Annotated in this window: 21 protein-coding genes; 17 read left to right on the top strand and 4 right to left on the bottom strand. The window is 69.9% G+C overall.

Annotated features, from left to right (window positions below; all coding sequences use genetic code 11):
* The first annotated feature begins 120 nt into the window (after window positions 1–120).
* Window positions 121–729 (top strand): undecaprenyl diphosphate synthase family protein, encoded by a 609-nt coding sequence (locus DVR07_RS10975; protein WP_115797297.1) that lies wholly within the window; start codon window positions 121–123, stop codon window positions 727–729.
* A gap of 94 nt (window positions 730–823) precedes the next feature.
* On the opposite strand, the gene uppS is transcribed toward DVR07_RS10975, so the two are convergent.
* Window positions 824–1,774 carry a polyprenyl diphosphate synthase gene (gene uppS, locus DVR07_RS10970; protein WP_115797294.1) on the bottom strand — a complete coding sequence of 317 codons (951 nt, stop codon included), beginning with the start codon at window positions 1,772–1,774 and terminating at the stop codon, window positions 824–826.
* Between the two features lie 135 nt (window positions 1,775–1,909).
* Between uppS and DVR07_RS10965 the strand changes: the two genes are divergently transcribed.
* The 8 genes from DVR07_RS10965 to DVR07_RS10930 all read left to right on the top strand — a co-directional run bounded on the left by DVR07_RS10965 (window position 1,910) and on the right by DVR07_RS10930 (window position 8,265).
* Window positions 1,910–2,104, top strand: coding sequence for a cold-shock protein (locus tag DVR07_RS10965; RefSeq protein ID WP_115797292.1), 195 nt, complete (start codon window positions 1,910–1,912; stop codon window positions 2,102–2,104).
* Window positions 2,105–2,313: 209 nt separating this feature from the next.
* Window positions 2,314–2,715 carry a DUF5778 family protein gene (locus DVR07_RS10960; protein ID WP_115797290.1) on the top strand — a complete coding sequence of 134 codons (402 nt, stop codon included), beginning with the start codon at window positions 2,314–2,316 and terminating at the stop codon, window positions 2,713–2,715.
* A gap of 160 nt (window positions 2,716–2,875) precedes the next feature.
* Window positions 2,876–4,240 (top strand): glutamyl-tRNA reductase, encoded by a 1,365-nt coding sequence (hemA, locus tag DVR07_RS10955; RefSeq protein WP_115797288.1) that lies wholly within the window; start codon window positions 2,876–2,878, stop codon window positions 4,238–4,240.
* Window positions 4,241–4,312: 72 nt separating this feature from the next.
* A complete protein-coding gene (locus tag DVR07_RS10950; RefSeq protein WP_115797286.1) occupies window positions 4,313–4,588 on the top strand; it encodes a 4a-hydroxytetrahydrobiopterin dehydratase in 276 nt (91 codons plus the stop codon).
* A 10-nt stretch (window positions 4,589–4,598) separates the two neighbouring features.
* A complete protein-coding gene (gene lwrS / locus DVR07_RS10945) occupies window positions 4,599–4,973 on the top strand; it encodes an LWR-salt protein (protein WP_115797284.1) in 375 nt (124 codons plus the stop codon).
* A 102-nt stretch (window positions 4,974–5,075) separates the two neighbouring features.
* Window positions 5,076–5,726 carry an HAD family hydrolase gene (locus DVR07_RS10940; protein WP_115797282.1) on the top strand — a complete coding sequence of 217 codons (651 nt, stop codon included), beginning with the start codon at window positions 5,076–5,078 and terminating at the stop codon, window positions 5,724–5,726.
* Between the two features lie 156 nt (window positions 5,727–5,882).
* Window positions 5,883–6,581, top strand: a complete 699-nt coding sequence (locus DVR07_RS10935) for a potassium channel family protein (protein WP_115797280.1) — start codon at window positions 5,883–5,885, stop codon at window positions 6,579–6,581.
* Between the two features lies 1 nt (window position 6,582).
* Window positions 6,583–8,265 (top strand): TrkH family potassium uptake protein, encoded by a 1,683-nt coding sequence (locus DVR07_RS10930; RefSeq protein WP_115797278.1) that lies wholly within the window; start codon window positions 6,583–6,585, stop codon window positions 8,263–8,265.
* Between the two features lie 28 nt (window positions 8,266–8,293).
* On the opposite strand, the gene DVR07_RS10925 is transcribed toward DVR07_RS10930, so the two are convergent.
* Together DVR07_RS10925 and DVR07_RS10920 are read right to left on the bottom strand one after the other, a co-directional pair.
* The gene (locus DVR07_RS10925; protein WP_115797276.1) at window positions 8,294–10,222 is read right to left on the bottom strand and encodes a molybdopterin biosynthesis protein; all 1,929 of its coding nucleotides are present in this window, start codon (window positions 10,220–10,222) and stop codon (window positions 8,294–8,296) included.
* Window positions 10,223–10,793: 571 nt separating this feature from the next.
* A complete protein-coding gene (locus tag DVR07_RS10920; protein ID WP_115797274.1) occupies window positions 10,794–12,128 on the bottom strand; it encodes a molybdopterin molybdotransferase MoeA in 1,335 nt (444 codons plus the stop codon).
* 90 nt (window positions 12,129–12,218) lie between these two features.
* Here DVR07_RS10920 and DVR07_RS10915 point away from each other — a divergent pair, with 90 nt between their 5' ends.
* From DVR07_RS10915 to DVR07_RS10905, 3 genes are all read left to right on the top strand, one after another.
* On the top strand, window positions 12,219–12,575 hold the full coding sequence (locus DVR07_RS10915) for an Hsp20/alpha crystallin family protein (protein ID WP_115797272.1): 357 nt from the start codon (window positions 12,219–12,221) through the stop codon (window positions 12,573–12,575).
* A gap of 9 nt (window positions 12,576–12,584) precedes the next feature.
* Complete coding sequence (locus DVR07_RS10910; RefSeq protein ID WP_205410985.1) at window positions 12,585–14,258, top strand: ABC1 kinase family protein; 1,674 nt, start codon at window positions 12,585–12,587, stop codon at window positions 14,256–14,258.
* Window positions 14,259–14,426: 168 nt separating this feature from the next.
* Entirely contained in the window at window positions 14,427–15,386 is a 960-nt protein-coding gene (locus tag DVR07_RS10905; RefSeq protein WP_115797270.1) for a ZIP family metal transporter, read from the top strand.
* Window positions 15,387–15,409: 23 nt separating this feature from the next.
* Here the strand turns inward: DVR07_RS10905 and DVR07_RS10900 are convergent, their stop codons facing one another.
* On the bottom strand, window positions 15,410–16,819 hold the full coding sequence (locus tag DVR07_RS10900) for a DUF6498-containing protein (RefSeq protein WP_115797268.1): 1,410 nt from the start codon (window positions 16,817–16,819) through the stop codon (window positions 15,410–15,412).
* 110 nt (window positions 16,820–16,929) lie between these two features.
* On the opposite strand from DVR07_RS10900, the gene DVR07_RS10895 reads away from it, so the two are divergent.
* The 5 genes from DVR07_RS10895 (at window position 16,930) to DVR07_RS10875 (ending at window position 21,273) form a co-directional block, all read left to right on the top strand.
* Window positions 16,930–18,048, top strand: coding sequence for an aminotransferase class I/II-fold pyridoxal phosphate-dependent enzyme (locus tag DVR07_RS10895; RefSeq protein ID WP_115797266.1), 1,119 nt, complete (start codon window positions 16,930–16,932; stop codon window positions 18,046–18,048).
* Between the two features lie 289 nt (window positions 18,049–18,337).
* Window positions 18,338–18,610: a hypothetical protein gene (locus DVR07_RS10890; protein ID WP_115797264.1), complete on the top strand. Its 273-nt coding sequence runs from the start codon at window positions 18,338–18,340 to the stop codon at window positions 18,608–18,610.
* 257 nt (window positions 18,611–18,867) lie between these two features.
* The gene (locus tag DVR07_RS10885; protein ID WP_115797262.1) at window positions 18,868–19,248 is read left to right on the top strand and encodes a translation initiation factor IF-5A; all 381 of its coding nucleotides are present in this window, start codon (window positions 18,868–18,870) and stop codon (window positions 19,246–19,248) included.
* Window positions 19,249–20,094, top strand: a complete 846-nt coding sequence (gene speB / locus DVR07_RS10880; RefSeq protein ID WP_115797260.1) for an agmatinase — start codon at window positions 19,249–19,251, stop codon at window positions 20,092–20,094. It abuts the gene before it with no gap.
* 411 nt (window positions 20,095–20,505) lie between these two features.
* Complete coding sequence (locus DVR07_RS10875) at window positions 20,506–21,273, top strand: Nif3-like dinuclear metal center hexameric protein (RefSeq protein ID WP_115797258.1); 768 nt, start codon at window positions 20,506–20,508, stop codon at window positions 21,271–21,273.

The following is a 21,273-nucleotide window of genomic DNA, read 5'->3' as shown; positions in this document are numbered from 1 at the left end:
TGGTTCCGCTCCGCTCGGGCCAGCGGGCGCCGCCGACCCCGCGCGTCCGCGGAGGTGCCGGCGTGCTTGGGCCGACAGCGGTCCGTGACGTTTAGGGCGGTGGACGCAGAATCACCCCTCGTGGGACTGTACGACCGGTATCTCGCCGCCCGCCTCCGGAGACACGAGGCCGACCCGCCGGGTCACGTCGCGGTCAACATCACCGAGCGCGACCTCCTGGAGCAGGGGGCGTACGCGACCCTGGAGGCGTTCTTCGAGTGGGCGTTCGAGTACGACGTCGAGCGCATCACCGTCTACGTCAGCGTCCTCGACCCCGACGCGGCCCCGACGCTCCGGCGCGAGCTCGAGCAGGTGTCGGCGCCCCGCGAGCTGGCTGTCCGCGGCCCCGAGGACACCCAGCGGGCCGACGCGCCCATCCAGGTCTCCATCGGCCTGGGCGGCAAGCACGAGTTCGCGGGCGCGGTCCGGAAGATCGCCGAGAACGTCCGCGACGGCGAGCTGACCGCCGAGCAGGTCGACGAGACCGACGTCGAGAACCACCTGGTGTTCCCGGAGAACCCCGACCTCGTGCTCAAGACCGGCGCCGAGCGGCTCTCGGACTTCATGATTTGGCAGTCGGTGTACTCGGAGCTGTACTTCACCGACGTGAACTGGCGGGACTTCCGGAAGCGCGACTACCTCCGCGCGCTGCTGGACTACAAGAACCGCCAGCGGCGATTCGGTCGGTAGACCGAACCCCGAGAGACTCGGTTCCCTCGTCTCTCGGCGATTCGGTCGGTACACTGTCGCCAGGTACGTGGGCAAAGCAGCGCGAGCTGGTCGGTTAGTCCATCGACGTCTCGCTCTCGACCTCTATCTCCTCGATCCGCAGGTCGTCGATGCCCAGTTCCTCGACGCTGGACTCCTCGGGGGAGTTCCCGCGGAACCGGTCGACGATACTGCGGGCCTCCGCCAGTTCCACGCCGCCGACCGCCTTCACCAGCGCCAGCGCGCGCTTGGCCCGCGCACGGCGCCACGACTCCTCGCGGGACTCGTAGGTCCGGATGCCCCGGAGGAAGTCCACCTTCGAGAACTCGGGCCAGTAGGGTGTGCAGAAGAATACCGCCGCCTCGTTGCCGTTGGCGTGCCACGGGAGGAAGTTCGAGGTGCGCTCGTCGCCGCCGGTCCGGATGATGAGGTCGACGTCGCGGACCGGGCTGTCGTACAGCCGGTCTTCGATCTCCGAGACGTCGATGTCATCGGGGTCGAGCTCGCCGGCCTCGACCGCGCGGGCGACCTCGCGGGTGGCCCCGAGGAGTTCGTTCCGGCCGCCGTAGGCCAGCGCGACGTTGAGGGTGAACGAGTCGTAGTCTGCGGTCCGGCGCTCGGCGTACTCGGTTGCCTCCTGAACGCGCTCGGGGAGCTGCTCCCGGTCGCCGATGACCCGGATGCACACCTCGCCGTCGTGGACGCGGTCGTCGTCGCCGAACTCGTAGAGCTTCTCCTCTAACAGGTCGAAGAGCGCCTGATTCTCGTGGTCCGGCCGGTCGAAGTTCTCGGTCGAGAAGGTGTACAGCGTCAGCTCTTCGACGCCCATGTCCTGACACCAGTTCAGTACCTGCTCGGTCGTCTGTGCGCCCGCGCGGTGTCCGTCCGGGGCGTCGCCGCCCTGCTTGCTGGCGTAGCGTCGGTTCCCGTCCTGGATGACGGCGACGTGCGTCGGCGCTCCGGAGATCTCCCGTCTGAGGAGTCGTTCGTATGCGGCCCGGGCGCGCCGCTGTACCCACGTGAACATCCGTTACCGGCACGAACACCGCCGAGCGCAATTAGCCTTTTGACCCCGGAACGTCCCCGCCGGGCGACCTGTCGCCGGAACACGTTCAGCTAGTTGCATACCTTTTTAAGCGTGGAGCGACTCAACACGAATGCAATGGCGAAAGGTACGGTTGATTTCTTCAACGACACCGGCGGTTACGGTTTCATCGACACAGAGGATTCCGAGGAAGACGTGTTCTTCCACATGGAGGACATCGGCGGTCCGGACCTCGAAGAAGGGCAGGAAGTCGAGTTCGAAATAGAGCAGGCGGACAAGGGTCCGCGGGCGAAGAACCTCGAACGCCTGTAATCGTAACGCACCGAACTGAGCTTTTATTGACGCAGACCCGGTAGCTGCCGCGTCGTCCCGGTCGCGATGCCGACGTTCCACCAGCGCCGCCGCTGTCGCACCCCGACGGCCCGTCCGCGTCCCGGCAGTCCGTACATGTTCGGATGCGAGCGCCGTCAGCCGACGCCGGAACCGCAGGGCGTTTAACCGGGCGACGGTTTCGCTCACACATGGACGACGCAGTCGATGAGGACCTCTACCGCCGGACGAAACGGTTGCTCGAACCCGGCGACATCGAACTCAACGGAGCCATCGTCCGGACCGACCTCGGGAGCGACGAGGAGACCGAGATGCATCAGGCGACCGTCGACGTGGGCGAGATAATCGCCGAGCACGCCGGCATCGACCCGACCGACACCTTCGTCTACTCGGGCACCGACGACCCCGAGTTCGCGTCGAACCAGCACCAGGGGCGGTTGCTCGACGACGAGTCGTTCGTCTGGGAGTGCCAGCAGCTCCTCCGGGAGGGCACCTTCGACGTGGTGTTCTACTACGAGGCCGGCGCCGACCACGAGGCCATCCTCGAGGACGTGCGCGACCTCGGGTTCGACGTCACCGGCGTCGAGGGGTGACTGGCGGCTTGCAGGTACCTGCAGAACGTGTCTCGTTTGGAAGGGTTTACGTACCGGCCGTCCATAGCTTTCGACAACGACGGTTCGACGGACGAACACAGGGTGACAACATGACTCTCGAACTCTCTCTCTCTGACACGCGGGCCGGGAGGCGGTCGCCGTGACCGCCGCGACCGGCGTCGTCTCGGGCGTCCGGGTCAGCCACGACCGCGCGAGCCTCGACGAGGTCGAGGCGGCCTGCCACGCCGACCGGGAGGCGGTCCTCCGGCGGTTGACGGACGCGCCGGGCGTCGACGAGGCGTTCGCGCTCCAGACGTGCAACCGATTCGAGGCCTACGTCGTCACCGACGGCGAGGCGGTCGGCCGGGCGACGCTGGCCGACCTCGCGCCCGACGTGGCCGACCACTCGGTCGTCGAGATGGGCCACGAGCAGAGCCTCCAACACCTGATGCGGGTCGCGACCGGCCTGGAGTCGCTCGTGCTCGGCGAGGACCAGATCCTCGGCCAGCTGCGCGACGCCTACGCGCTGGCCCACGACGCCGGCGCGCTCGGCCCGATGCTCGACGCGGCGGTCACCAAGGCAATCCACGTCGGCGAGCGCGCCCGGACCGAGACCGCCATCAACGACGGCGCGGTGTCGGTCGGCAGCGCGGCGGTGAAGCTGCTGGCCGAGGAGACCGACCTCGGCGACGCGACCGCGCTGGTCGTCGGCGCGGGCGAGATGGGCACCATCGCGGCCCACGCGCTCGCCGACGCCGGCGTCGAGACGCTGTACGTCGCCAACCGCTCGCCAGCGGGCGCGGCCGAGGTGGCCGGAGAGGTCGACCACGCCGACGTGCGCACGCTCGCGCTCGACGACCTCGCCGGGGCGCTCGACGCCGCCGACGCGGTGGTCTCGGCGACCGGGAGCAGCGGTCACGTCCTCACCGCCGACGACCTCCGGGGCGTCGGCGAGATCCGGGTCGTCGACATCGCCCAGCCCCGCGACGTCTCGCCCGCGGCCGACGCGGTAAACGGCGTCACCGTCCACGGTATGACGGCCCTGGAGTCGGTCACCGACGAGACCGAGCGCCGGCGCCGGGCGGCCGCCGAGTCGGTCGAGGCGATGATCGACCGGGAGTTCGACCACCTGGTGGAGAGCTACAAGCGCAAGCGCGCCGACGAGGTCATCTCGGCGATGTACGAGAGCGCCGAGCGCGTCAAGGAGCGGGAGCTCTCGGAGGCGCTCTCGAAGCTCGACGCTCACGGTGATCTCTCCGAAGAACAGCGCGAGGTCGTCGCGTCCATGGCCGACGCGCTGGTCTCCCAGCTGCTCGCGCCGCCGACCAAGAGCCTCCGGGACGCCGCGGCCGAGGACGACTGGGCCACCATCAACACGGCGCTACAGCTGTTCGACCCCGACTTCGGCGACGACGGCCGACCGCCGGAGTTCGTCGACGGCGTCGACGACGGCGACGTGCCCGAGGAGGTCGCCGAGCGGATGCCCGACGAGGTCCGAGCGACGATCGCCGGCGACGACGACTGACCGCGTTCTTTCGACCGGAACTCGCGAGCGCCGCCACCGGACTTTATCAGCGATAACGCCCAAGTCCAACGCATGGCAGACCTGCTTTCCGACGACGAGATCGAGACCCGGCTGCCCGACGACTGGGAGCGCGTCGACGACGAGATCGTCCGAGTCTACGAGTTCGACGACTACCTCGAAGGCGTCGCGTTCGCAAGCGAGGTCGGCGAACTCGCCGAGGAGGAGTTCCACCACCCGACCATGGAGATCCGCTACGAGGAGGTGGAGGTCCGGTTCACCAGCCACGAGGAGGGCGGCATCACCGACGCCGACGTCGAGATGGCCGAACTGACCGACGACCTGCGCTGACCGTTCCGAGATGGACGCCAGATACGTCTTCGCGGTCCGGTTCCGGCTCGACCCGGCGGCCGAGGGCGTCTCGCTCTCGCCGAACGAGTTCGAGACACGGTTCTACCGGGAGGCCGACCCGCCCGGCGAGGAGGGCTGGCTGTTCTTCCGGGACAACCTCTGGCGGGGCGAGGTCAACGACGACCGGCACTTCCGGCGGCTGGTCGAGGAGGCGCTGGGAGCGACGGTGCTGTCGGTGGAGTACCGCGCGTTCGAGACCGACGAGGAGTACCTCGACGCGTTCGAGGACGCGATCGGCGACGACCTCGCCGAGTTCAACGCCGACTCGGTCTCGGAGGTGCTGAACAAGTACCTCGGCAGTTCGCTGGAGGTCGAGCGCGAGTAGCGGTCCCGGACGCGATTCGCCGGTGTCGCCGTCGCTGAGCGCCGGTTGGAGTCCGCGACCGGAAAACGTTTAAATTCCCCGAGTGCTTACTCCATTGTCCCTATGGTCGCCCGCGAGTACGATTACTGGCTGCTCGACCTCGACGGCACCCTCATCGACGTGGACTGGTCGTACCCCCGGTCGGTGTTCGACCGGGTCGGCGACCGGCTCGGTCGGGAGTTCACCGACCGCGAGGCCGAGATCCTCTGGCACGGCCTCGGCGGCAACCGCAACGTCCAGCTCCGCGAGTGGGGCATCGACCCCGAGGAGTTCTGGCCCGCGTTCCACGACATCGAGGACCCCCAGCGCCGTGCCGAGGAGACGTACCTCTACGACGACGCCGCGTTCGTCGGCGACCTCGACTGCCCGGTCGGACTGGTGACCCACTGCCAACCGTTCCTCGCCGACCCGGTGCTCGACGAGCTCGGCATCCGCGACTGGTTCGACGTCGTGGTCTGCTGCGACGAGGACCTGGGATGGAAGCCCGACCCCGCGCCGCTCCACCACGCCCGCGAGCAGATCGGCGTCCACCAGGGCGATCACGCGGGCGTGTACGCCGGCGACGGCGCGAGCGACGTCGGCGCGGCGTGGAACGCCGGCCTCGACGCCATCCACGTCGAACGGCACGGCCACCACCGCCGCGAGCAGTGCGTCCTGGGGGACTACCGGGTCGAGACGTTCGAGGAGCTGCTCGCGACCGCGAGCGCGGACTGACGCGTTCCCCGTTCAGGCGCCCCGGAGTCGCCGAACGCCCGGAGATGAAGCCACGACGACAGCAATACGGAATTGTCACTTTGAAACGCACTTGATTTCCGAATCCGGAACAGAACCGCTATCTTTTCGGTCCCCCCGAAGATACAGTCTCGAAAGATGTACATCGTCATCGTCGGCGCCGGAAACATCGGCACGCCGCTCATCGAGATCGCGACTGCCGGTGGGAACGAGGTCGTCGTCATCGAGCAGGACGAGGCGAAGGCCGAGCGGGCCGCCTCTACGTTCGACTGCCTCGTGCTCAACGACGACGCGACGATAAAGGACACGCTGGTCGACGCCGGTGCCGACCGCGCGGACGCGCTCATCTCGACGACCGACCAGGACGCGACCAACGTCATGGTCAGCCTGCTCGCGAAGGAACTCGACGTCCCCAACATCGTCTCCGTCGTTCACGACGCCGAGCACATGGATCTGTTCCGGCGCATCGGGGTGAACACGATGCAGAACCCCCAGCGGCTCATCGCCGAGTACCTCTACCGCGCGGTCAAGCGCCCCTCGATCATCGACTACATGCGCATCGGCGACGAGGCCGAGGTGTTCGAGATCAGCGTCGGGTCCGACTCCGACGTCGCCGGCAAGACCATCGAGGAGGCCGCTTCGGAGGGGCTGCTCCCCGACGACATGCTCATCGTCGCGGTCGAGCGGAACGGGGCCGACCAGCCCATCACGCCCCGGGGCAACCTCGAGATCCGTTCCGGCGACGTCGTGACGGTGTACTCCGAGCGGGGCGCGACGCCGGAGGTGACCGACGTATTCGGCCACTTCGAGGACCACGACGAGGCCGACGGGCACTGACATGGCCAGGAATCGGACGGTCCGCCGGATTCCGGCTGACCTCGCCATCATCGCGCGAGACGTGGGGTCGCTGCTCGCCATGGAGTCCGGGATGATGGCCGCCACCGTCGGCGTCGCCGCCGTCTTCGCCGAGTGGTACGGCGCAGTCGCCTTCCTGTTAGCCGCTGTCGTCACCGCCGCGGTCGGGCTGGGCGCACGGCGCGTGTTCGCCGACGCGCCCGACCCCCGGATGAAACACGGGATGATCATCGCGGCCGCGGGGTGGTTCTGCGTGGCGGTGTTCGGCGCAATCCCGTTCCTGCTGATGGCGTACCTCACGCCGACGGCGGTGATGGCGTCGTACGTCCCCTCGCCCGGGGCGGAGACCTACGAGGCGGTGACCGTGTTCGGGGCGACCTCCCGGTCGAGCCTCGTCTACTTCCGGCACCCGCTCCACGCCTTCTTCGAGAGCATGAGCGGGTGGACCGGGTCGGGGCTGACCATGGCGGTCCACGAGCCGACGCTGCCCCGGACCGTCCAGTGGTGGCGGTCGTTCATGCAGTGGGTCGGCGGCGTGGGCGTCATCGTGCTCACGACCGCCATCCTCGCCAGGCCGGGCAGCGGGAGCTACGCCCTCTACCGCAGCGAGGCCCGCGAGGAGAAGATCCACCCCAGCATCATCTCGACCGTCCGGACCGTCTGGAAGATATTCGTGCTCTACACCGCGCTCGCCGTCCTCGCGATGTTCGTCGCCATCTCGCTGTCGGACTACGGCTCGCAGCTCCCGACCTGGCGGGCGTTCTGGCAGGCGCTCAACCACGCCATGACCGGGCTGTCGACCGGCGGATTCTCGGTCACCGACAACTCCATCGGGACCTACGACTCCCCGCTCATCGAGACGGTGCTGCTCCCGATCATGGCGCTGGGCGCCATCGCGTTCCCTATCCACTACGTCGTGCTCTCCGAGCGGGACGCCGAACCGCTCTGGGACGACCTCCAGACCCGGTGGCTGCTGCTGCTGTTCGGGGTCGGCGTCCTCGTGCTCTCGGTGCAGAACGCGGCGGCGCTCACGACGGCGTTCGAGGCGACGAACTACGTCGGACTGCAGACGGTGGGTCTGTCGGCGGCCCAGACGACCGCAGTCCGGGACTCGGTGTTCCAGTGGATCAGCGCGCTGTCGTGCACCGGGTTCCAGTCCTCGCCCATCGGCGGCTGGAAGTCGGGCGGCAAGCTCATGCTGTCGGTGGCGATGGTTATCGGCGGGGCCGCGGGGTCGACCGTCGGCGGCATCAAGATCATCCGGGCTTACACCATCGGCCGGGGCATCGTCTGGCAGTTCTCGCGGGTGTTCCTGCCGTCGAGCGCGGTCGTCACCGCCGAGATAAACGGCCGGAGCCTGGGTCGCAACGAGATGGAGCGTGAGTTCAGCGAGGCCGCCATCGTGAGCATGCTCTGGCTCACGCTGCTGGTCGCGAGTTCGCTGGTGATGGTGAACGTCGTCGGCCCCGAATTCGGCCTCGCCGACGCGCTGTTCGAGGTCGCCAGCGCCCAGGGCAACGTCGGGCTCTCGACGGGCATCACCGGGCCGGGGATGCACCCGCTGGCCGAGGGGATGTTCGTCCTCAACATGTGGGTCGGCCGGCTCGAGATCATCCCCGTGCTGGTGTTCGCCCGGTCGATCGTGTACGGACTGAACCCGCGGTAGAAGCTCGCTCGTCTGCTTTCCGCCGGCTCTACGACCTGCCGAACCCCGGTAGTTCCGCCAGGACGTCGTCCAGCCGGTCGTCGAGCGCGGCCGACAGGTCCCGGACGCCAGGCTTCTCCTCGCGGTCGGGGTTCGCCAGCACGCGGACCGTTTCGGTGCCGACCGGGACGAACCCCAGCCCCAGCTTCTCGGCGGTCGCGCGCAGCCCGAGTCCGGCGTCGGCCTGCCCCGCACCGACCTTCCTCGCGGGGCTCTCGTGGGCCTTCGCCGCGAGTTCGAAGCCGTCGATGGCCCCGGTCAGCTCGCGCCGGGTGGTCCCTCGCTCCTCGGCCAGCGCCGCGACGGCGTCCCCGAGGCTGGTCCGCAGCCCCGAGTCGGACCCCCGGTTGACGAACCGCAGGTCGCGGTCGACCAGGTCGGCGAGGCCCTCGATTCCCTCGGGATTCCCGGCGGACACGACCAGGCCCCACTCGCGCTCGTAGACGCCGAGTTCGGTCGCATCGACGCCGGAATCCCGCCCGGATTCGCCGGTCGTCACCGCGAAGTCGGGCACCCCGTCGCGGAGCCGGCGCAGGCCGCCACGGGTTCCGACCGAGAGGTACCGCGGCCGGTCGACCGCGTCCAGCAGCCGGGCCAGCGCGGGGTCGTCCTCGCCGACGCCCAGCACCGCGGGCGGGCGCACGTCCGGCGAGAACAACTGCACCTCGACCGCCTCGCCGTCCGCGAGGTAGGCGGTGTCGGCCGGCACCTCGACCACGCCGTCGGCCTCCACGAGGCTGGTCGTCGCGCCGCTGCCCTTGTCGACGACGTAGGCCAGCAGGTCGTCGTCCGAGTCGGCGGCTTCCGCCCCGGCTTCGCCGGTCTCCACGAGGCCGACCGGCATCAGCCGCATCCGCCCCTCGCCGTAGCGCTCCTCGGCCGCCATGCTCGCCGCCACGGTCGCGGTCCGGGGCTCGGGAACCCCGGCGGCCCGCCGGATGGCCGGCGCGACGAACGTCCGGAAGATGGTGAGCGCCGACACCGGGTAGCCCGGCAGGCCGACGTAGGCGGACTCTCCCACGCGACCCACGAGCATCGGCTTGCCCGGCTTGACCGCCACGCCGTGGAGCAGGAGTTCGCCCCGCTCCTCGATGACCCGGTAGATGACGTCGACCGCGCTCGCGCTGGTCGACCCCGACGACAGCACCAGGTCGCACTCGTCGGCTGCCTCCCGCAGCACGGTCTCCATCTCGTCGTAGTCGTCGCCGGCGTGGGGGTACAGCTTCGGCTCGCCGCCGGCCTCCTCGACCGCGGCCGCGACGGTGTAGCTGTTGACGTCGTATATCTGGCCCGCGTCGCTGTTCAGGTCCCCGCCCGGCCGGACCAGTTCGTCGCCGGTCGAGACGATGCCGACGGTCGGCTTCCCGCGGACCGGCACCGACTCGACGCCCAGCGCGGACAGCAGGCCGATCTCGCGGGGCGTCAGTCGCGTGCCGGGGCCGAGCGCGCGCTCGCCCGCGGCCACGTCCGCCCCCGCGAGCATCACGCTGTCGCCGGGCGCGACCGCAGTTCGGACGTGAACACGGTCGCCGTCGTCCGATTCTTCGGTGCGCTCGACCATCACCACGCTGTCGGCGCCGGGCGGCATCACCGCCCCGGTCGATATCTCGGCGGCCTCGCCCTCGCCGACCTCGACGTCGGGTTCCGCGCCGGCGTGAACCGCACCGACGAGGTCGAGGGCCGCGGGGTCGGTCTCGTCGGCGCCGAAGGTGTCGCGGGCCCGGACCGCGTAGCCGTCCATGCTCGCGCGGTCGAACCCCGGCACGTCGAGGTCCGCGTCGATGCGTTGGGCGAGGACTCTTCCTCTGGCGTCGGCGAGTGGGACGTCCTCGGGTTCCGGTGCGAGGTCGAGGCTCGCGATGGCGTCCCTGGCGTCCTCGGGGTCGGCGAGGTCTCTGAACTCCTTTCGCTCTGTCATCGGGTATCAGCTCCTGATCTCTGTGTAATCGGTGCGTTTGATGTTGAGTCGTTTCCATCGATCACAGAATACGAGGATGATTCTTCCTCGAAAGCCCCCGGCCGCTCGCGGTCACTCAGCGACATATCGGCGCTCTCCGCACCGCCCGCACCGATAGAGGTCGCTGAGGTGACCGAGTCCTTCGGACGCGAGCGGCCGGCCCCTTTCATCCACCCGGACGGGGGACAAGGTTCAGCGAGCGACAGCCTCGACCCTCCCCAGCCTCCTGCGCTTCTCGGCCAAGGGCCTGCGATGCTCGTCCCTCGCGCGGCCTGGCGCGGCACGAGACCGCGCCAGCGCACGCCAAGTTTCGTTTGTCCAACCGACACGTTCCACTCGGTGCGACGCTCTCCATTCCTGGCGGACTGGAAGGGCGAGCGCGCTCGACTGGTCCCGGACGAAGTAAGCACTGGAAGGAGCGAGCGGAGCGAGTGACTGAAGCGCGCAGCGAGGCCCGGGCCATCGAGCGCGCGAGGGCTTCCGAGGCGGTCATCGCGACCGATTTGTCCACGTAGCTGCGTCCTCTGGCCTCTCACGCCAACCACTCCCAGTCCTGCACGTCGACCATCTCACCCTCCGGAATCCCCTCGCGGCCCTCCGGGACCTCGACCCAACCGTCCGCTAGTGCCACGCTCGACAGTACGCCCGACCCCGAGGCCCGCGTGGGCGTCGCGGTCGTCGCTCTCGGTTCGTCACCGCTCGCGTTCTCCGAGGCGCGTCGCGCCTCGCTCTCCCCGTCCTCGTCCTCGCCAAGTTGCACCCGAGCGAACGTCCGGATGCCGGGTTCGCTCCGTATCTTCCGGGCGAGTCGCGCCTCGGTCGTCGGGAAGTCGTCGAGCGGAAGCCCGCCGACTTTCTTCATCGCGGGCCGGAGGAACTGGACCGCGTTGATGATGCAGGCGACCGGGTAGCCCGGGAGCATGATGACGGGAGTGTCCTCGACCACGCCCACCGCGACCGGGTGGCCGGGCTTGAGGGCGACCCCGTGGAACAGGATCTCGCCGAGCTCCGAGACGACTTCGGGGAGCAGGTCGCGCTCGCCGACCGACGACCCGCCGGTCGTGACCACCACGTCCCGGGTCAGGTCGCGCTGGATGGCGGCCCGGAGCGCGTCGGGATCGTCGGTCACCACGTCGCGGTAGGTGGCGTCGCCGCCCCAGCGCTCGACGTAGTGCGAGACGGTCAGCCCGTTGGTCTCGACGACTTCGCCGGGGTCGGGGTCGGCCTGGACAAGCTCCTCGCCCGTCGGAATCACCCCGACCGTGGGGCGCTCGCGGACCGCGACGGTGTCGACGCCCACCGACTTGAGCAGCCCCAGATCCGAGGGTCGCAGGCGGTGGCCCGGGTCGTAGAGGCGCTGGCCCGACTCGACGTCCTCGCCGACCGGCGCGACGTTCTCTCCTTCGGCGACGGCGTCGAAGACCTCCACCTCGCTCGCGGCGTCGCCGCTCGCGCCGTCCGAGGCGCCGAGCGCCTCGCGCTCGTCCGTCTGCTCGATCATCACCACGGCGTCGGCGCCCGCGGGGAGTTCGCTCCCGGTGTGGACCCGGACCGCGCCCTCCGGGGGTACCTCGTCGGCGTCCTCGGGGCCGCCGGCGCTCCGGAGCACCTCGGGCGACCGGTCGCTCGCGCCGAAGGTGTCGCGGGCCCGGACCGCGTAGCCGTCCATCGCGGCCCGGGGGTAGTGGGGCACGTTCCGGGCCGCGACGACGGCCTCGGCCAGCGCGCGGCCGTCGGCCGAGGCCAGCGGGACCTCCTCGGTCCGGCCGTGGGGGTCGACGGCGTCGAGGAGGCGCTCGCGGGCCGCCGCGAGCCGCGTCTTGTCCTTGAACCCGGACCGCTTGCGGTCGGGTCGTTCGTCGCTCATGGGGTGAAATCGGCCGCCCGAGGCCAAAAGCGTGTGGGACCGCTCTTCGGGACCACACCCTTTTTCGCCCCACCGTCCTAACACGCTGGTATGTCAGCGCTTCGTGAGGCCATGCGGGAGTTGCCGGACGCAGTGTTCGCCGACCTGCTGGAGAGCGACGACGCCTACCTGCTGGTCATCGACCTGCCGGGTGCCAACGAGCAGACGGTGGACGTCGACGTGGTCGACGGGCGACTCGAGATCGAGGCGCGCCGGGAGAAGGACGTGCCCATGGAGTTCTCCTACCTCCAGGAGGAGCGCTCGCTGTTCCTCGACGCCGAACTGCCGCTGCCCCCGGACGCCACCGGCGCGGGCGCCGAGGCCACCATCGACCGGGGCGTCCTCGAACTCCGTCTGCCCAAGCGCGACGCCGCCCCGGAACAGGACATCCCCATCGAGAGCCGGTGACCCCGCGGGGTGGTCACACTGGCTAACCTCCGTGCGTACCGGCGATTCTTCGTCGTCGCGTACCACTTCCTGCCGCTCCTGTTGAGCTACGCCCGCGACAGGCGCCGGTTCCTCCTGTTCGGCGGTCCCCGCCGGGTCGACAGCCGGACGCGGGTCGAGCGGGCCGAGACCCTGCTGGAGTCGCTGCTCACGCTCGGCCCGACGTTCATCAAGCTCGGCCAGCTGCTCTCGACCCGACCCGACGTCCTGCCGCCCGAGTACGTCGACGTCCTCTCGCAGCTCCAGGACGAGGTGCCGCCGGCGCCGTGGGCCGAGGCCCGGGCGGTCCTCGAGGACGAGATCGGTCCGGTCGAGGAGGAGTTCGACGCGTTCGACACCGAGGCCATCTCGGGCGCGAGTCTGGGCCAGGTGTACACCGCCGAGGTCGACGGCGAGGAGGTCGCGGTCAAGATCCGCCGGCCCAACATCGAGGAGCTGGTCAACGCCGACCTGCGCGTGATCCGGTGGTCGCTGCCCCTCCTGCTCCGGTTCCTCGGGCAGGCCCGGGCGTTCTCGCTGGAGAACCTCGCCGACGAGTTCGACCGGGTCATCAGACAGGAGATGGACTACCAGCGAGAGGCCGAGATGCTCGCGGAGATCCGGGCGAACTTCGAGGGCGACGAGGACGTGGCGATTCCGGCGGTCCTCGACTCCCACTCGGGCCCCCGCGTGCTGACGATGGAGTACATCCGGGGCACCAAGATCAACGACGTCGAGGAGCTCGACGCGATGGGGCTCGACCGCCACGAGCTCGCGGTCACCCTCACGCGGGCCTACCTCCAGATGCTGCTGGAGGACGGGGTGTTCCACGCCGACCCCCATCCGGGCAACCTCGCGGTCCGCGAGGACGGCACGGTCGTCTTCTACGACTTCGGGATGTCGGGCCGGGTCGACGAGTTCGTCCAGGACAAGATCGTCGACTTCTACATCGCGGTCGCCAACCAGGACATCGACGCCATCCTGGACGCGCTCATCGAGATGGGCACCCTCAGCCCGGAGGCCGACCGGGCCACCATGGGCAAGGTGATGGAGCTGGCCATCGAGGACGCCCGCGGCGAGGACATCGAGACCTACCGGGTCCAGCAGATCGTCGGCCAGGTCGAGGACACAATCTACGAGTTCCCGCTCCGGTTGCCCTCGAACCTCGCGCTCGTCCTCCGGGTGGCGACCGTCGTGGAGGGGGTCTGCGTCACGCTCGACCCCGACTTCGACTTCATCGCGGTCGCGACCGACTACCTGACCGAGCAGGGCTACCGCGAGGAGTCCATCCGGCAGTTCGCCGAGGAGACCGGCGACCAGGTCCGGCAGTCGGTCCAGTCCTCGATTCGCGTCGCGCCGAAGCTCGAGCGCGCGCTCGACCGCATCGACCGCGACGACTTCTACGTCCGGGCCGACGTCGAGGACGGCAACGACGTGTTCGAGCGGCTCGCCAAGCGGCTGGTCTACGGAATGTTGCTGGCGTCGGGCGCGTTCTCGACCGCGTTCCTCTACGCGCTGACCAACACCGAGGCCGCGGCGGTCGCGGGGGTCTTCTCGGCGGGCGTGGCCGCGCTGCTCTACCGGGACTTCCGGGGGCGCCGCGGGACCCGCGTCACGCCGCAGTTCACCCGCCACGAGATGCGCCAGCGCCGCGGCGGGGAGTGAGCGCATCGGTCGCCGCCGACTCTCTTCGAGCTTCCGTACCGCGACGGTTGATGAACACCGCGTCGGTTCCCGGGTCAGCACCCGCCGACGCCCGGCACGGTTTAGGATAGCCAAAAACTAATTCTGGTTTTGGAAAGTCTTTTTGAACAGTAGTTAGAACTGTACTACATGGCGTTACTGGAGAACCTCGTCCTGGTGTTCGTCGCGGGGCTCGTGACGGCGCTGGCAACGGGGCTCGGCGCACTCCCGTTCTTCGTGGTCGACGACTTCAGCGACCGCTGGAACGTGGCGCTGTGGGGGCTCGCGTCGGGCATCATGGTGTCGGCGTCGCTGTTCGGCCTCGTGAACGAGGGGCTGGCCTACGCCTCCGGCGGGTTCCCGACGCTGATGGTCGCCGGCCTGCTCGCGGGCGTCGCGCTGGTCGAGGTCGCCGACCGGGCGCTCGACATGATCGACCTGGGCGACGGCGAGGGCGAGCGCCGCGGCCACGACGCGGACCACGAGCACGAGATGGTCGACGACGAGGCCGACCACGCACACGGCGCGGACGAGTACGACCGCGACGACCCGGTCCACGCCGACGGCGGCCACGGCCACGGCGACCACGCGGCGGAGGCCGAGGCCATCGCCACGGGGGACCTCCGGACGCTCGTGCTCGTGCTCGGTATCCTGACCGTCCACAGCTTCCCGGAGGGCGTGGCCATCGGCGTCTCGTTCGCGGAGCTCGGCTTCGAGGGCGGCATCCCCGTCCTCGGCTTCTCGGTGCCGCTGCTCGCGGTCTTCATGACCGTCGCCATCTCCATCCACAACGTCCCGGAGGGGCTGGCCATCTCCATCCCGATGCGCGCGATGAACGTGAGCAAGTGGCGGATGGTCGGCGCGGCGGTGTTCTCCAGCCTGCCCCAGCCCATCGGAGCGGTCGTCGCGTTCGCGTTCGTGCGCTGGGCCCGGGAGTTCCTCCCCTTCGGCTTCGGGTTCGCCGCGGGCGCGATGATCTACCTGGTCGCCTCCGAGTTCATCCCCGAGGCGCTCGAGACCGGCGAGGACCTGCCGGGCGAGGGCCACCGCGAACTGCTCGCGGGACTCGCGGTCGGCGTCGCCGCGATGGTGCCGCTGATGTACGTCTGACCTCGGCCGAGCGAATCGGGTTCCTACGCGTTGTACAGCGAGACCCACAGCAGCGTCCCGACGAGCACCGCCATCATCGGTCCCAGCACCACCACGACGCCGATCACCTTCCCCGTCGAGACGCTCGGCGCGAAGTACAGCCCGACGGGAACGAGGAGGAACGACCCTGCGAGCCCGAGCGCGGCCGCCGCGACCTGCCGGTTCGGCTCGTCCTGGCTCGGGTCGAACGCGGGAAAGCCGAGCCGCTCGACGACCGCGTCGGCGTCCGCGACCGGACCGAGCCGGAACGACTCGTCGCCCGACGTGCCGGCGTCGAACCTGACCACGGTCGTCCCGAACAGCCTGCTCGTGATCCGCCGGTCGGCAGACGGGTTCCGGATCTCCTCGATCTCGCACGCCCACTGGGGCTCGTCGAGCCAGGTGTCGTGGCAGACCAGCGCGCCGCCCCGGCGCTGGTACTCCAGCGTACCGAACCGGAGGTAGTGGACCAGCAGGCACGCCCCGGCGACGAGCGAGACGACGACCAGCCCGGGCAACAGCGCCCAGGCGCCGACAGCGAGCGCGGCCAGCGCGATCAGGAGCAACACCACCAGGCCGGGTCTGCTCGCGAACGCCAGCGCGACCGGAACCAGGCCGGTGAACAGCACGGCCGGGGTGTCCGTCTCGACGCGGACGCTGGGAGCCGCCGCGGGCGCGTCGACGGTCGGCGGCGGGTCTCCGGTCTCGGGAGCGCCGAAGAGCCACTCGCCGACGCGGAGCGGCGCCCGGTCGAGGTGGTCGACCCAGAACCCGTAGGCGTCGGCCAGCGTCTTGGCGGCGACGACCGCGACCAGCAGCAGCGTGCCCGCGGCCCGCGACTCGCCGACCGCGCTCAGCAGCGGGAGGAGACAGACGACCAGCAGGGTCTGTCGAGCGGGCGTCGCCGCGGCGGCCCGCGCGGAGACGTCGGCGTACTCCCCCCGGCCGATGTACTCGGTCCGGAACTCCGCCAGGCGGGCGACCGCCAGGGCGAGCGCCGAAAGCGGCACGGACGGAGGCAGCGACGCCGCCGCGGCACTCGCGACGTCGGCCAGCGCGAGCACCGCGACCCAGCACCAGACGAACAGGAACGACCCGGCCATCCCGAGAGCGTGGGGCAGGTTCCGCGGGTAGATCGGCGGCCAGTCCTCCCGGACCCGGACGCCGCCGCGCTTCTCGCGGAGCGCCCGGAGCGGCGAGTCGGCGCCGGCGAACGGGACCTCGGGCACCCGCTCGGCGAGCAGCATCTTCAGCGCCGCGACGCCGGCCGTCACCACCGCCTCGGCGCCGTACAGCACGAGCAGCGCCGCGAGGTTCCACCCCCAGAACGCCACGCCGACCAGCGGGAGGACGTTGCCGGCGAGCAGCAGGCCGGCCCGGACGGCTTCGGGGAGGCGGGCGGGCCGATTCGTCATATCGGGTACAGAAAGGTCGCCGACTTAGCTGTGCCGGATGCGCCCCGGCGTCGGTGGACCCCTCCTGCCCCTTCCCGTGCCTTTACCCCCCTGTCCGTCCACCTCTCCGCATGGACATCGCGCCCTTCGAACTCGAGCGCTGGTTCGCCGAGTACGAGCACGAGGCCGACATCATGCTGGCCGAGAGCGGCATCCGGAGCCTGGCGGCCGACCGGTTCGACCTCGACCCCGGCAAACTCGACTACGTCATCCCGACCGACGGCGACCCCGGACTCCGGGCCGAGGTGGCCGACCGCTACGACCGGACGGCCGACGAGGTGCTGTTCACCTGCGGGGCCCAGGAGGCCAACTTCCTGGCGTTCCTGGCGCTGATGGACGGGGCGGACGGAGCGGGCGACGACGTCGCGGGGTCGCCCGGTTCCGCCGCGGACCCCCACGCGGTCGTGGTCACCCCGACCTACCAGGCACTCCACGCGGTGCCCGAGGCGCTCGGCGACGTGACCCGGGTCCCGCTCGAACCGCCGGACTGGGAGCTCGACGTCGACGCCGTGGCCGACGCGATTCGCCCCGAGACGTCGGTCGTGGTGCTCAACAACCCGAACAACCCGACCGGGCGCTACCACCCCGAGGAGAAGGTCCGCGCGCTCTACGACCTCGCGGCCGACGCGGACGCCCACCTGCTCTGCGACGAGGTGTACCGACTGCTGTCGGAGGACCCGCTGCCGACCGTCGCGAGCATGGGGGAACGGGGCATCAGCACCGCGAGCCTCACCAAGGCGTACGGCCTCGCCGGCCTGCGGTTCGGCTGGCTCGCGGGCCCGCAGGAGGTGGTCGAGCGGGCCTGGCAGTGGAAGGACTACACCACCATCTCGCCGTCCATCTTCGGCCAGCACCTCGCCCGCCAGGCGCTCGGCGAGCGCGAGGAGTCGATACTGGCCGAGAACCGCGAACTCGCGGCGCACAACCGCGAGCGCGTCCGGGAGTTCGTCGCCGACCGCGACCTGTCGTGGTACGACCCCGTGGGCGTCAACGGGTTCATCACCGTCCCCGACGGGTTCGACGGGAGCAGGGAGTTCTGCCGGACGGTCGTCGAGGAGGAGAGCGTCGTGCTCGCGCCCGGCGCGCTGTTCGGCTACGGCGACTACTTCCGCATCGGGTTCGGCCTGCCGACCGACGAGCTCGAGGAGGGCCTGGCGCGCGTCGGCGACTGCATCGACCGCCGCGTGTAATTTCGCCGCCGGTCGCGCGTCGGGAGCGGTCGGCGGGCCGACGCGGTGCAGTCGTGACCGTACGCCGCCACATCCACGGATTGATGTCATGAAACCTACTGGATTCGAGGAAACTTCTTCAGAGACGATTTTAAAATTTCTAGAGCGTTCTCGACGCTCTATAAAATGTGGGGGCGGCGGCGTGAAACGACGGGAAATCGGGTTAGTAGGGGTGAAAGTCGCGAAATATCACTAAGGCTCTGGCCGTTATATGGGGTCGGGGTTCCAAGGAACTGGTAGGTGACCCACGATGTCGAACGCCCCCTCCACACTCGACGCCCCCATCACCGAAGAACTGTCCGAGGACCGCCTCCCAGACGCGACCGGCGCCGCCCGGTCGGCGCTCGACTTCGCCGCGGCGCCGGTCCGGTTCGCCGGCTTCTGGTCGGCCGTGGCGCTCCCGCTGGCCTACCTGCCGATGCTGGCCGGCGGCTTCGCGCCCGGCGAGCGCTCGGCGTTCGCGGTCCTGCTGGCGGCCCACGCGCTCGCGCTCGTCGCGGGCCACGGCTACCGCACCGACTGACGAGCGTCGCCCGACGAACCGCACCCACCGACGACCCCGCTCGACCGCCCGACTGGTCCCCGCGGTCACCCGTTTCGCTTCGACGCTCCCCGCGTGCTTGCCTGTGTCATCCGGCGATTCTCTTCCGTTCGTCTCCGACCGGAGAGTCGGTCGCTCGGCCGACGTCCGATTGGCCGCCCGCTCGGCCGTCGCGTCGGCCGGAAACGCCGGAAACCCATTCCAAACGGTTTATACTACCCCGGACGCTATCCGGCCGTATGGCAAAAGAGCAGAAGGAAGTACGGGACCTCCAGGAAGGCAACTACGTGATGATCGACGACGCGGCCTGCGAGATCAACTCCTACAGCACGGCCAAGCCGGGCAAGCACGGCAGCGCCAAGGCCCGCATCGAGGCCGCCGGCGTCTTCGACGGCAAGAAGCGCAGCCTCTCCCAGCCCGTCGACGCCAAGATCTGGGTCCCCATCATCAACCGCAAGCAGGGCCAGGTCGTCTCCGTCGAGAGCGACGACGTCGCCCAGGTCATGGACCTCGAGACCTACGAGACCATCACCATCAAGACCCCCGGCGACATCTCGCTGTCCCCCGACGACGAGATCGAGTACCTCGAGATGGAAGAGCAGCGGAAGATCCTGGAGTAGATGTTCCCCGGCGCGTCCGCCGACCGCGAGTCGGCGGCCTACGTGGTGGTGGGCGCGCCCCTCGACGTCTCGACCTCGTTCCAGCCCGGCGCCCGGTTCGGCCCCGACCGGATCCGCCGGTTCTCTCGGTCGTACGACGACTACGACGACCGCACCGCCCGGCACTTCTCCGCGCTCTCCGTCCACGACCACGGCGACGTCCGGGCGTGGGACGACGCCGCCGAGTACCTGGAGTATCTCGAGGGCGTGCTGACCGACGTGGTCTGGGACGACGCCGTCCCGCTCGTCCTGGGCGGCGAGCACACGGTCACGGTCGCAGGTGTGCGGGCGACCGACCCGGACGTCTTCGTCTGTCTCGACGCTCACCTCGACCTCCGCGAGGAGTACGACGGCAACCCGCTGAGCCACGCCACCGTGACCCGCCACGCCCTCGACGTAGTCGACGAGGCGGTGATTCTGGGCGCGAGAACCGGGAGCGAGGACGAGTGGGAGCGCGCCGCCGAGGCGGACGTCACGGTCGTCGCTCCCGAGGACGTCGCCGACTGGTCGCCCGACTTCGGCGCGGACGGCGACGGAGACGACGAGCGGTCGGTCTACCTCAGCGTGGACGTCGACGCCGCCGACCCCGGCTTCGCGCCCGGCACGGGGACGATGGAACCGTTCGGCCTGACGCCCCGCGAGATGCGCGACGCGGTGCGCGGGGTGGCGGCCACCGGGTCGGTCGCGGGGTTCGACGCGGTCGAGGTCAACGACCGCGACGACGGCCAGTCGGCGGCGCTGGCGGGCAAACTGCTCCGGGAGTTCGCGTTCGCTGACGCGGCGGCTTCTGGCGGAGACGGCGAGTGAATCACCACCTTCCCGTCTGATTCGGCGCGCGCTGGCGCGACCCGGCAGTGACCTGCTGAGCGTAGCGAAGTCGTTCGAAAGGCGAAGCCTTTCGTGATCCCGAAAATCGGAGATTTTCGGGCGACAGGGCTCGGAGGACGAACGAAGTGAGTCCTCCGGTGGTCGCGCCATGTCGTGCGAGGGACGAGCATCGCAGGTCGGAACGAAGTGGAGGCCGAGAAGCGCAGGAGGCTGGGGAGGTGTGAGGCTGCGGTGCTGTGCGGTGGCGGTGCGGTACATATGTGACGGCAGTAGCTAGCTTCGATGTTGTGGTGGGGTGATAGCTTGCTCTTTCGACTAGACTGACCTACTGGACTCGCAGTCGGAGATACAGATACAAGCCCCTCGCCCCGCAACGTCCGAACCAGAACCATGGACCTCGCCGAACTCGCCGAGCGGTACGACGACGAACTCAGGACGAGCGACTTCGCCGACGTGGACGCCAGCGCCAACGGTCTGCAGGTCGGCCCCGACCACCGCGAGGTCGAGACCGTCGCGTTCGCGGTCGACGCCGCCGAGCAGACCGTCGCGGCCGCGGCCGACCGCGGCGCGGACGCGCTGGTCGTCCACCACGGCCTCTCGTGGGGCGGCATCGAGCGCGTGACCGGCCGGCAGTACGACCGCATCGCGCCGCTGATCGAGAACGACGTGGCGCTGTACGTCTCCCACCTGCCGCTCGACTCCCACCCCGAACTGGGCAACGCCGCCGGCCTCGCCGACCTGCTCGGTCTGGAGGACCGCGAGCCGTTCGGCGAGCTGGGCCCCGAACACATCGGTCAGCGCGGGCGGGCGCCCGAGCCGATGCCGACCGACCGCCTGCGCGAGACCCTGGAGGAGGAGCTCGACCACTTCGGGCAGGGCATGCGCGTGCTGGACTTCGGCCCCGAGGAACTCGAGGACGTGGCCATCGTGACCGGGAGCGGCGTCGACTGGCTCGACGAGGCCGCCGAGACGGGCGCCGACGCGCTCGTCACGGGCGAGGGCAAGCAGCAGGCCTACCACGAGGCCCGCGAGGCCGGCCTCACCGTGGTTCTGGCGGGCCACTACGCGACCGAGACGTTCGGCGTGCAGTCGCTCCAGTCGCTGGCCGACGACTGGGGGCTCGAGACGACGTACATCGACGCGCCCACGGGGCTCTGA

It is taken from the genome of Halorussus rarus (assembly GCF_003369835.1).
Taxonomy (GTDB): domain Archaea; phylum Halobacteriota; class Halobacteria; order Halobacteriales; family Haladaptataceae; genus Halorussus; species Halorussus rarus.
This window is presented reverse-complemented; position numbering and strand designations above follow the sequence as displayed.

Excerpts from the sequence above, each read along its gene's own strand:
- DVR07_RS10930 (WP_115797278.1), top strand. The coding sequence starts at position 6,583 with ATGGCCAGGAATCGGACGGTCCGCCGGATTCCGGCTGACCTCGCCATC.
- DVR07_RS10915 (WP_115797272.1), top strand. The coding sequence starts at position 12,219 with ATGTCAGCGCTTCGTGAGGCCATGCGGGAGTTGCCGGACGCAGTGTTC.
- uppS (WP_115797294.1), bottom strand. The coding sequence starts at position 1,774 with ATGTTCACGTGGGTACAGCGGCGCGCCCGGGCCGCATACGAACGACTC.
- DVR07_RS10965 (WP_115797292.1), top strand. The coding sequence starts at position 1,910 with ATGGCGAAAGGTACGGTTGATTTCTTCAACGACACCGGCGGTTACGGT.
- DVR07_RS10875 (WP_115797258.1), top strand. The coding sequence starts at position 20,506 with ATGGACCTCGCCGAACTCGCCGAGCGGTACGACGACGAACTCAGGACG.
- speB (WP_115797260.1), top strand. The coding sequence starts at position 19,249 with ATGTTCCCCGGCGCGTCCGCCGACCGCGAGTCGGCGGCCTACGTGGTG.
- DVR07_RS10940 (WP_115797282.1), top strand. The coding sequence starts at position 5,076 with ATGGTCGCCCGCGAGTACGATTACTGGCTGCTCGACCTCGACGGCACC.
- DVR07_RS10960 (WP_115797290.1), top strand. The coding sequence starts at position 2,314 with ATGGACGACGCAGTCGATGAGGACCTCTACCGCCGGACGAAACGGTTG.
- DVR07_RS10950 (WP_115797286.1), top strand. The coding sequence starts at position 4,313 with ATGGCAGACCTGCTTTCCGACGACGAGATCGAGACCCGGCTGCCCGAC.
- DVR07_RS10935 (WP_115797280.1), top strand. The coding sequence starts at position 5,883 with ATGTACATCGTCATCGTCGGCGCCGGAAACATCGGCACGCCGCTCATC.
- lwrS (WP_115797284.1), top strand. The coding sequence starts at position 4,599 with ATGGACGCCAGATACGTCTTCGCGGTCCGGTTCCGGCTCGACCCGGCG.
- DVR07_RS10895 (WP_115797266.1), top strand. The coding sequence starts at position 16,930 with ATGGACATCGCGCCCTTCGAACTCGAGCGCTGGTTCGCCGAGTACGAG.
- DVR07_RS10890 (WP_115797264.1), top strand. The coding sequence starts at position 18,338 with ATGTCGAACGCCCCCTCCACACTCGACGCCCCCATCACCGAAGAACTG.
- DVR07_RS10925 (WP_115797276.1), bottom strand. The coding sequence starts at position 10,222 with ATGACAGAGCGAAAGGAGTTCAGAGACCTCGCCGACCCCGAGGACGCC.
- DVR07_RS10905 (WP_115797270.1), top strand. The coding sequence starts at position 14,427 with ATGGCGTTACTGGAGAACCTCGTCCTGGTGTTCGTCGCGGGGCTCGTG.
- DVR07_RS10920 (WP_115797274.1), bottom strand. The coding sequence starts at position 12,128 with ATGAGCGACGAACGACCCGACCGCAAGCGGTCCGGGTTCAAGGACAAG.
- DVR07_RS10900 (WP_115797268.1), bottom strand. The coding sequence starts at position 16,819 with ATGACGAATCGGCCCGCCCGCCTCCCCGAAGCCGTCCGGGCCGGCCTG.
- DVR07_RS10885 (WP_115797262.1), top strand. The coding sequence starts at position 18,868 with ATGGCAAAAGAGCAGAAGGAAGTACGGGACCTCCAGGAAGGCAACTAC.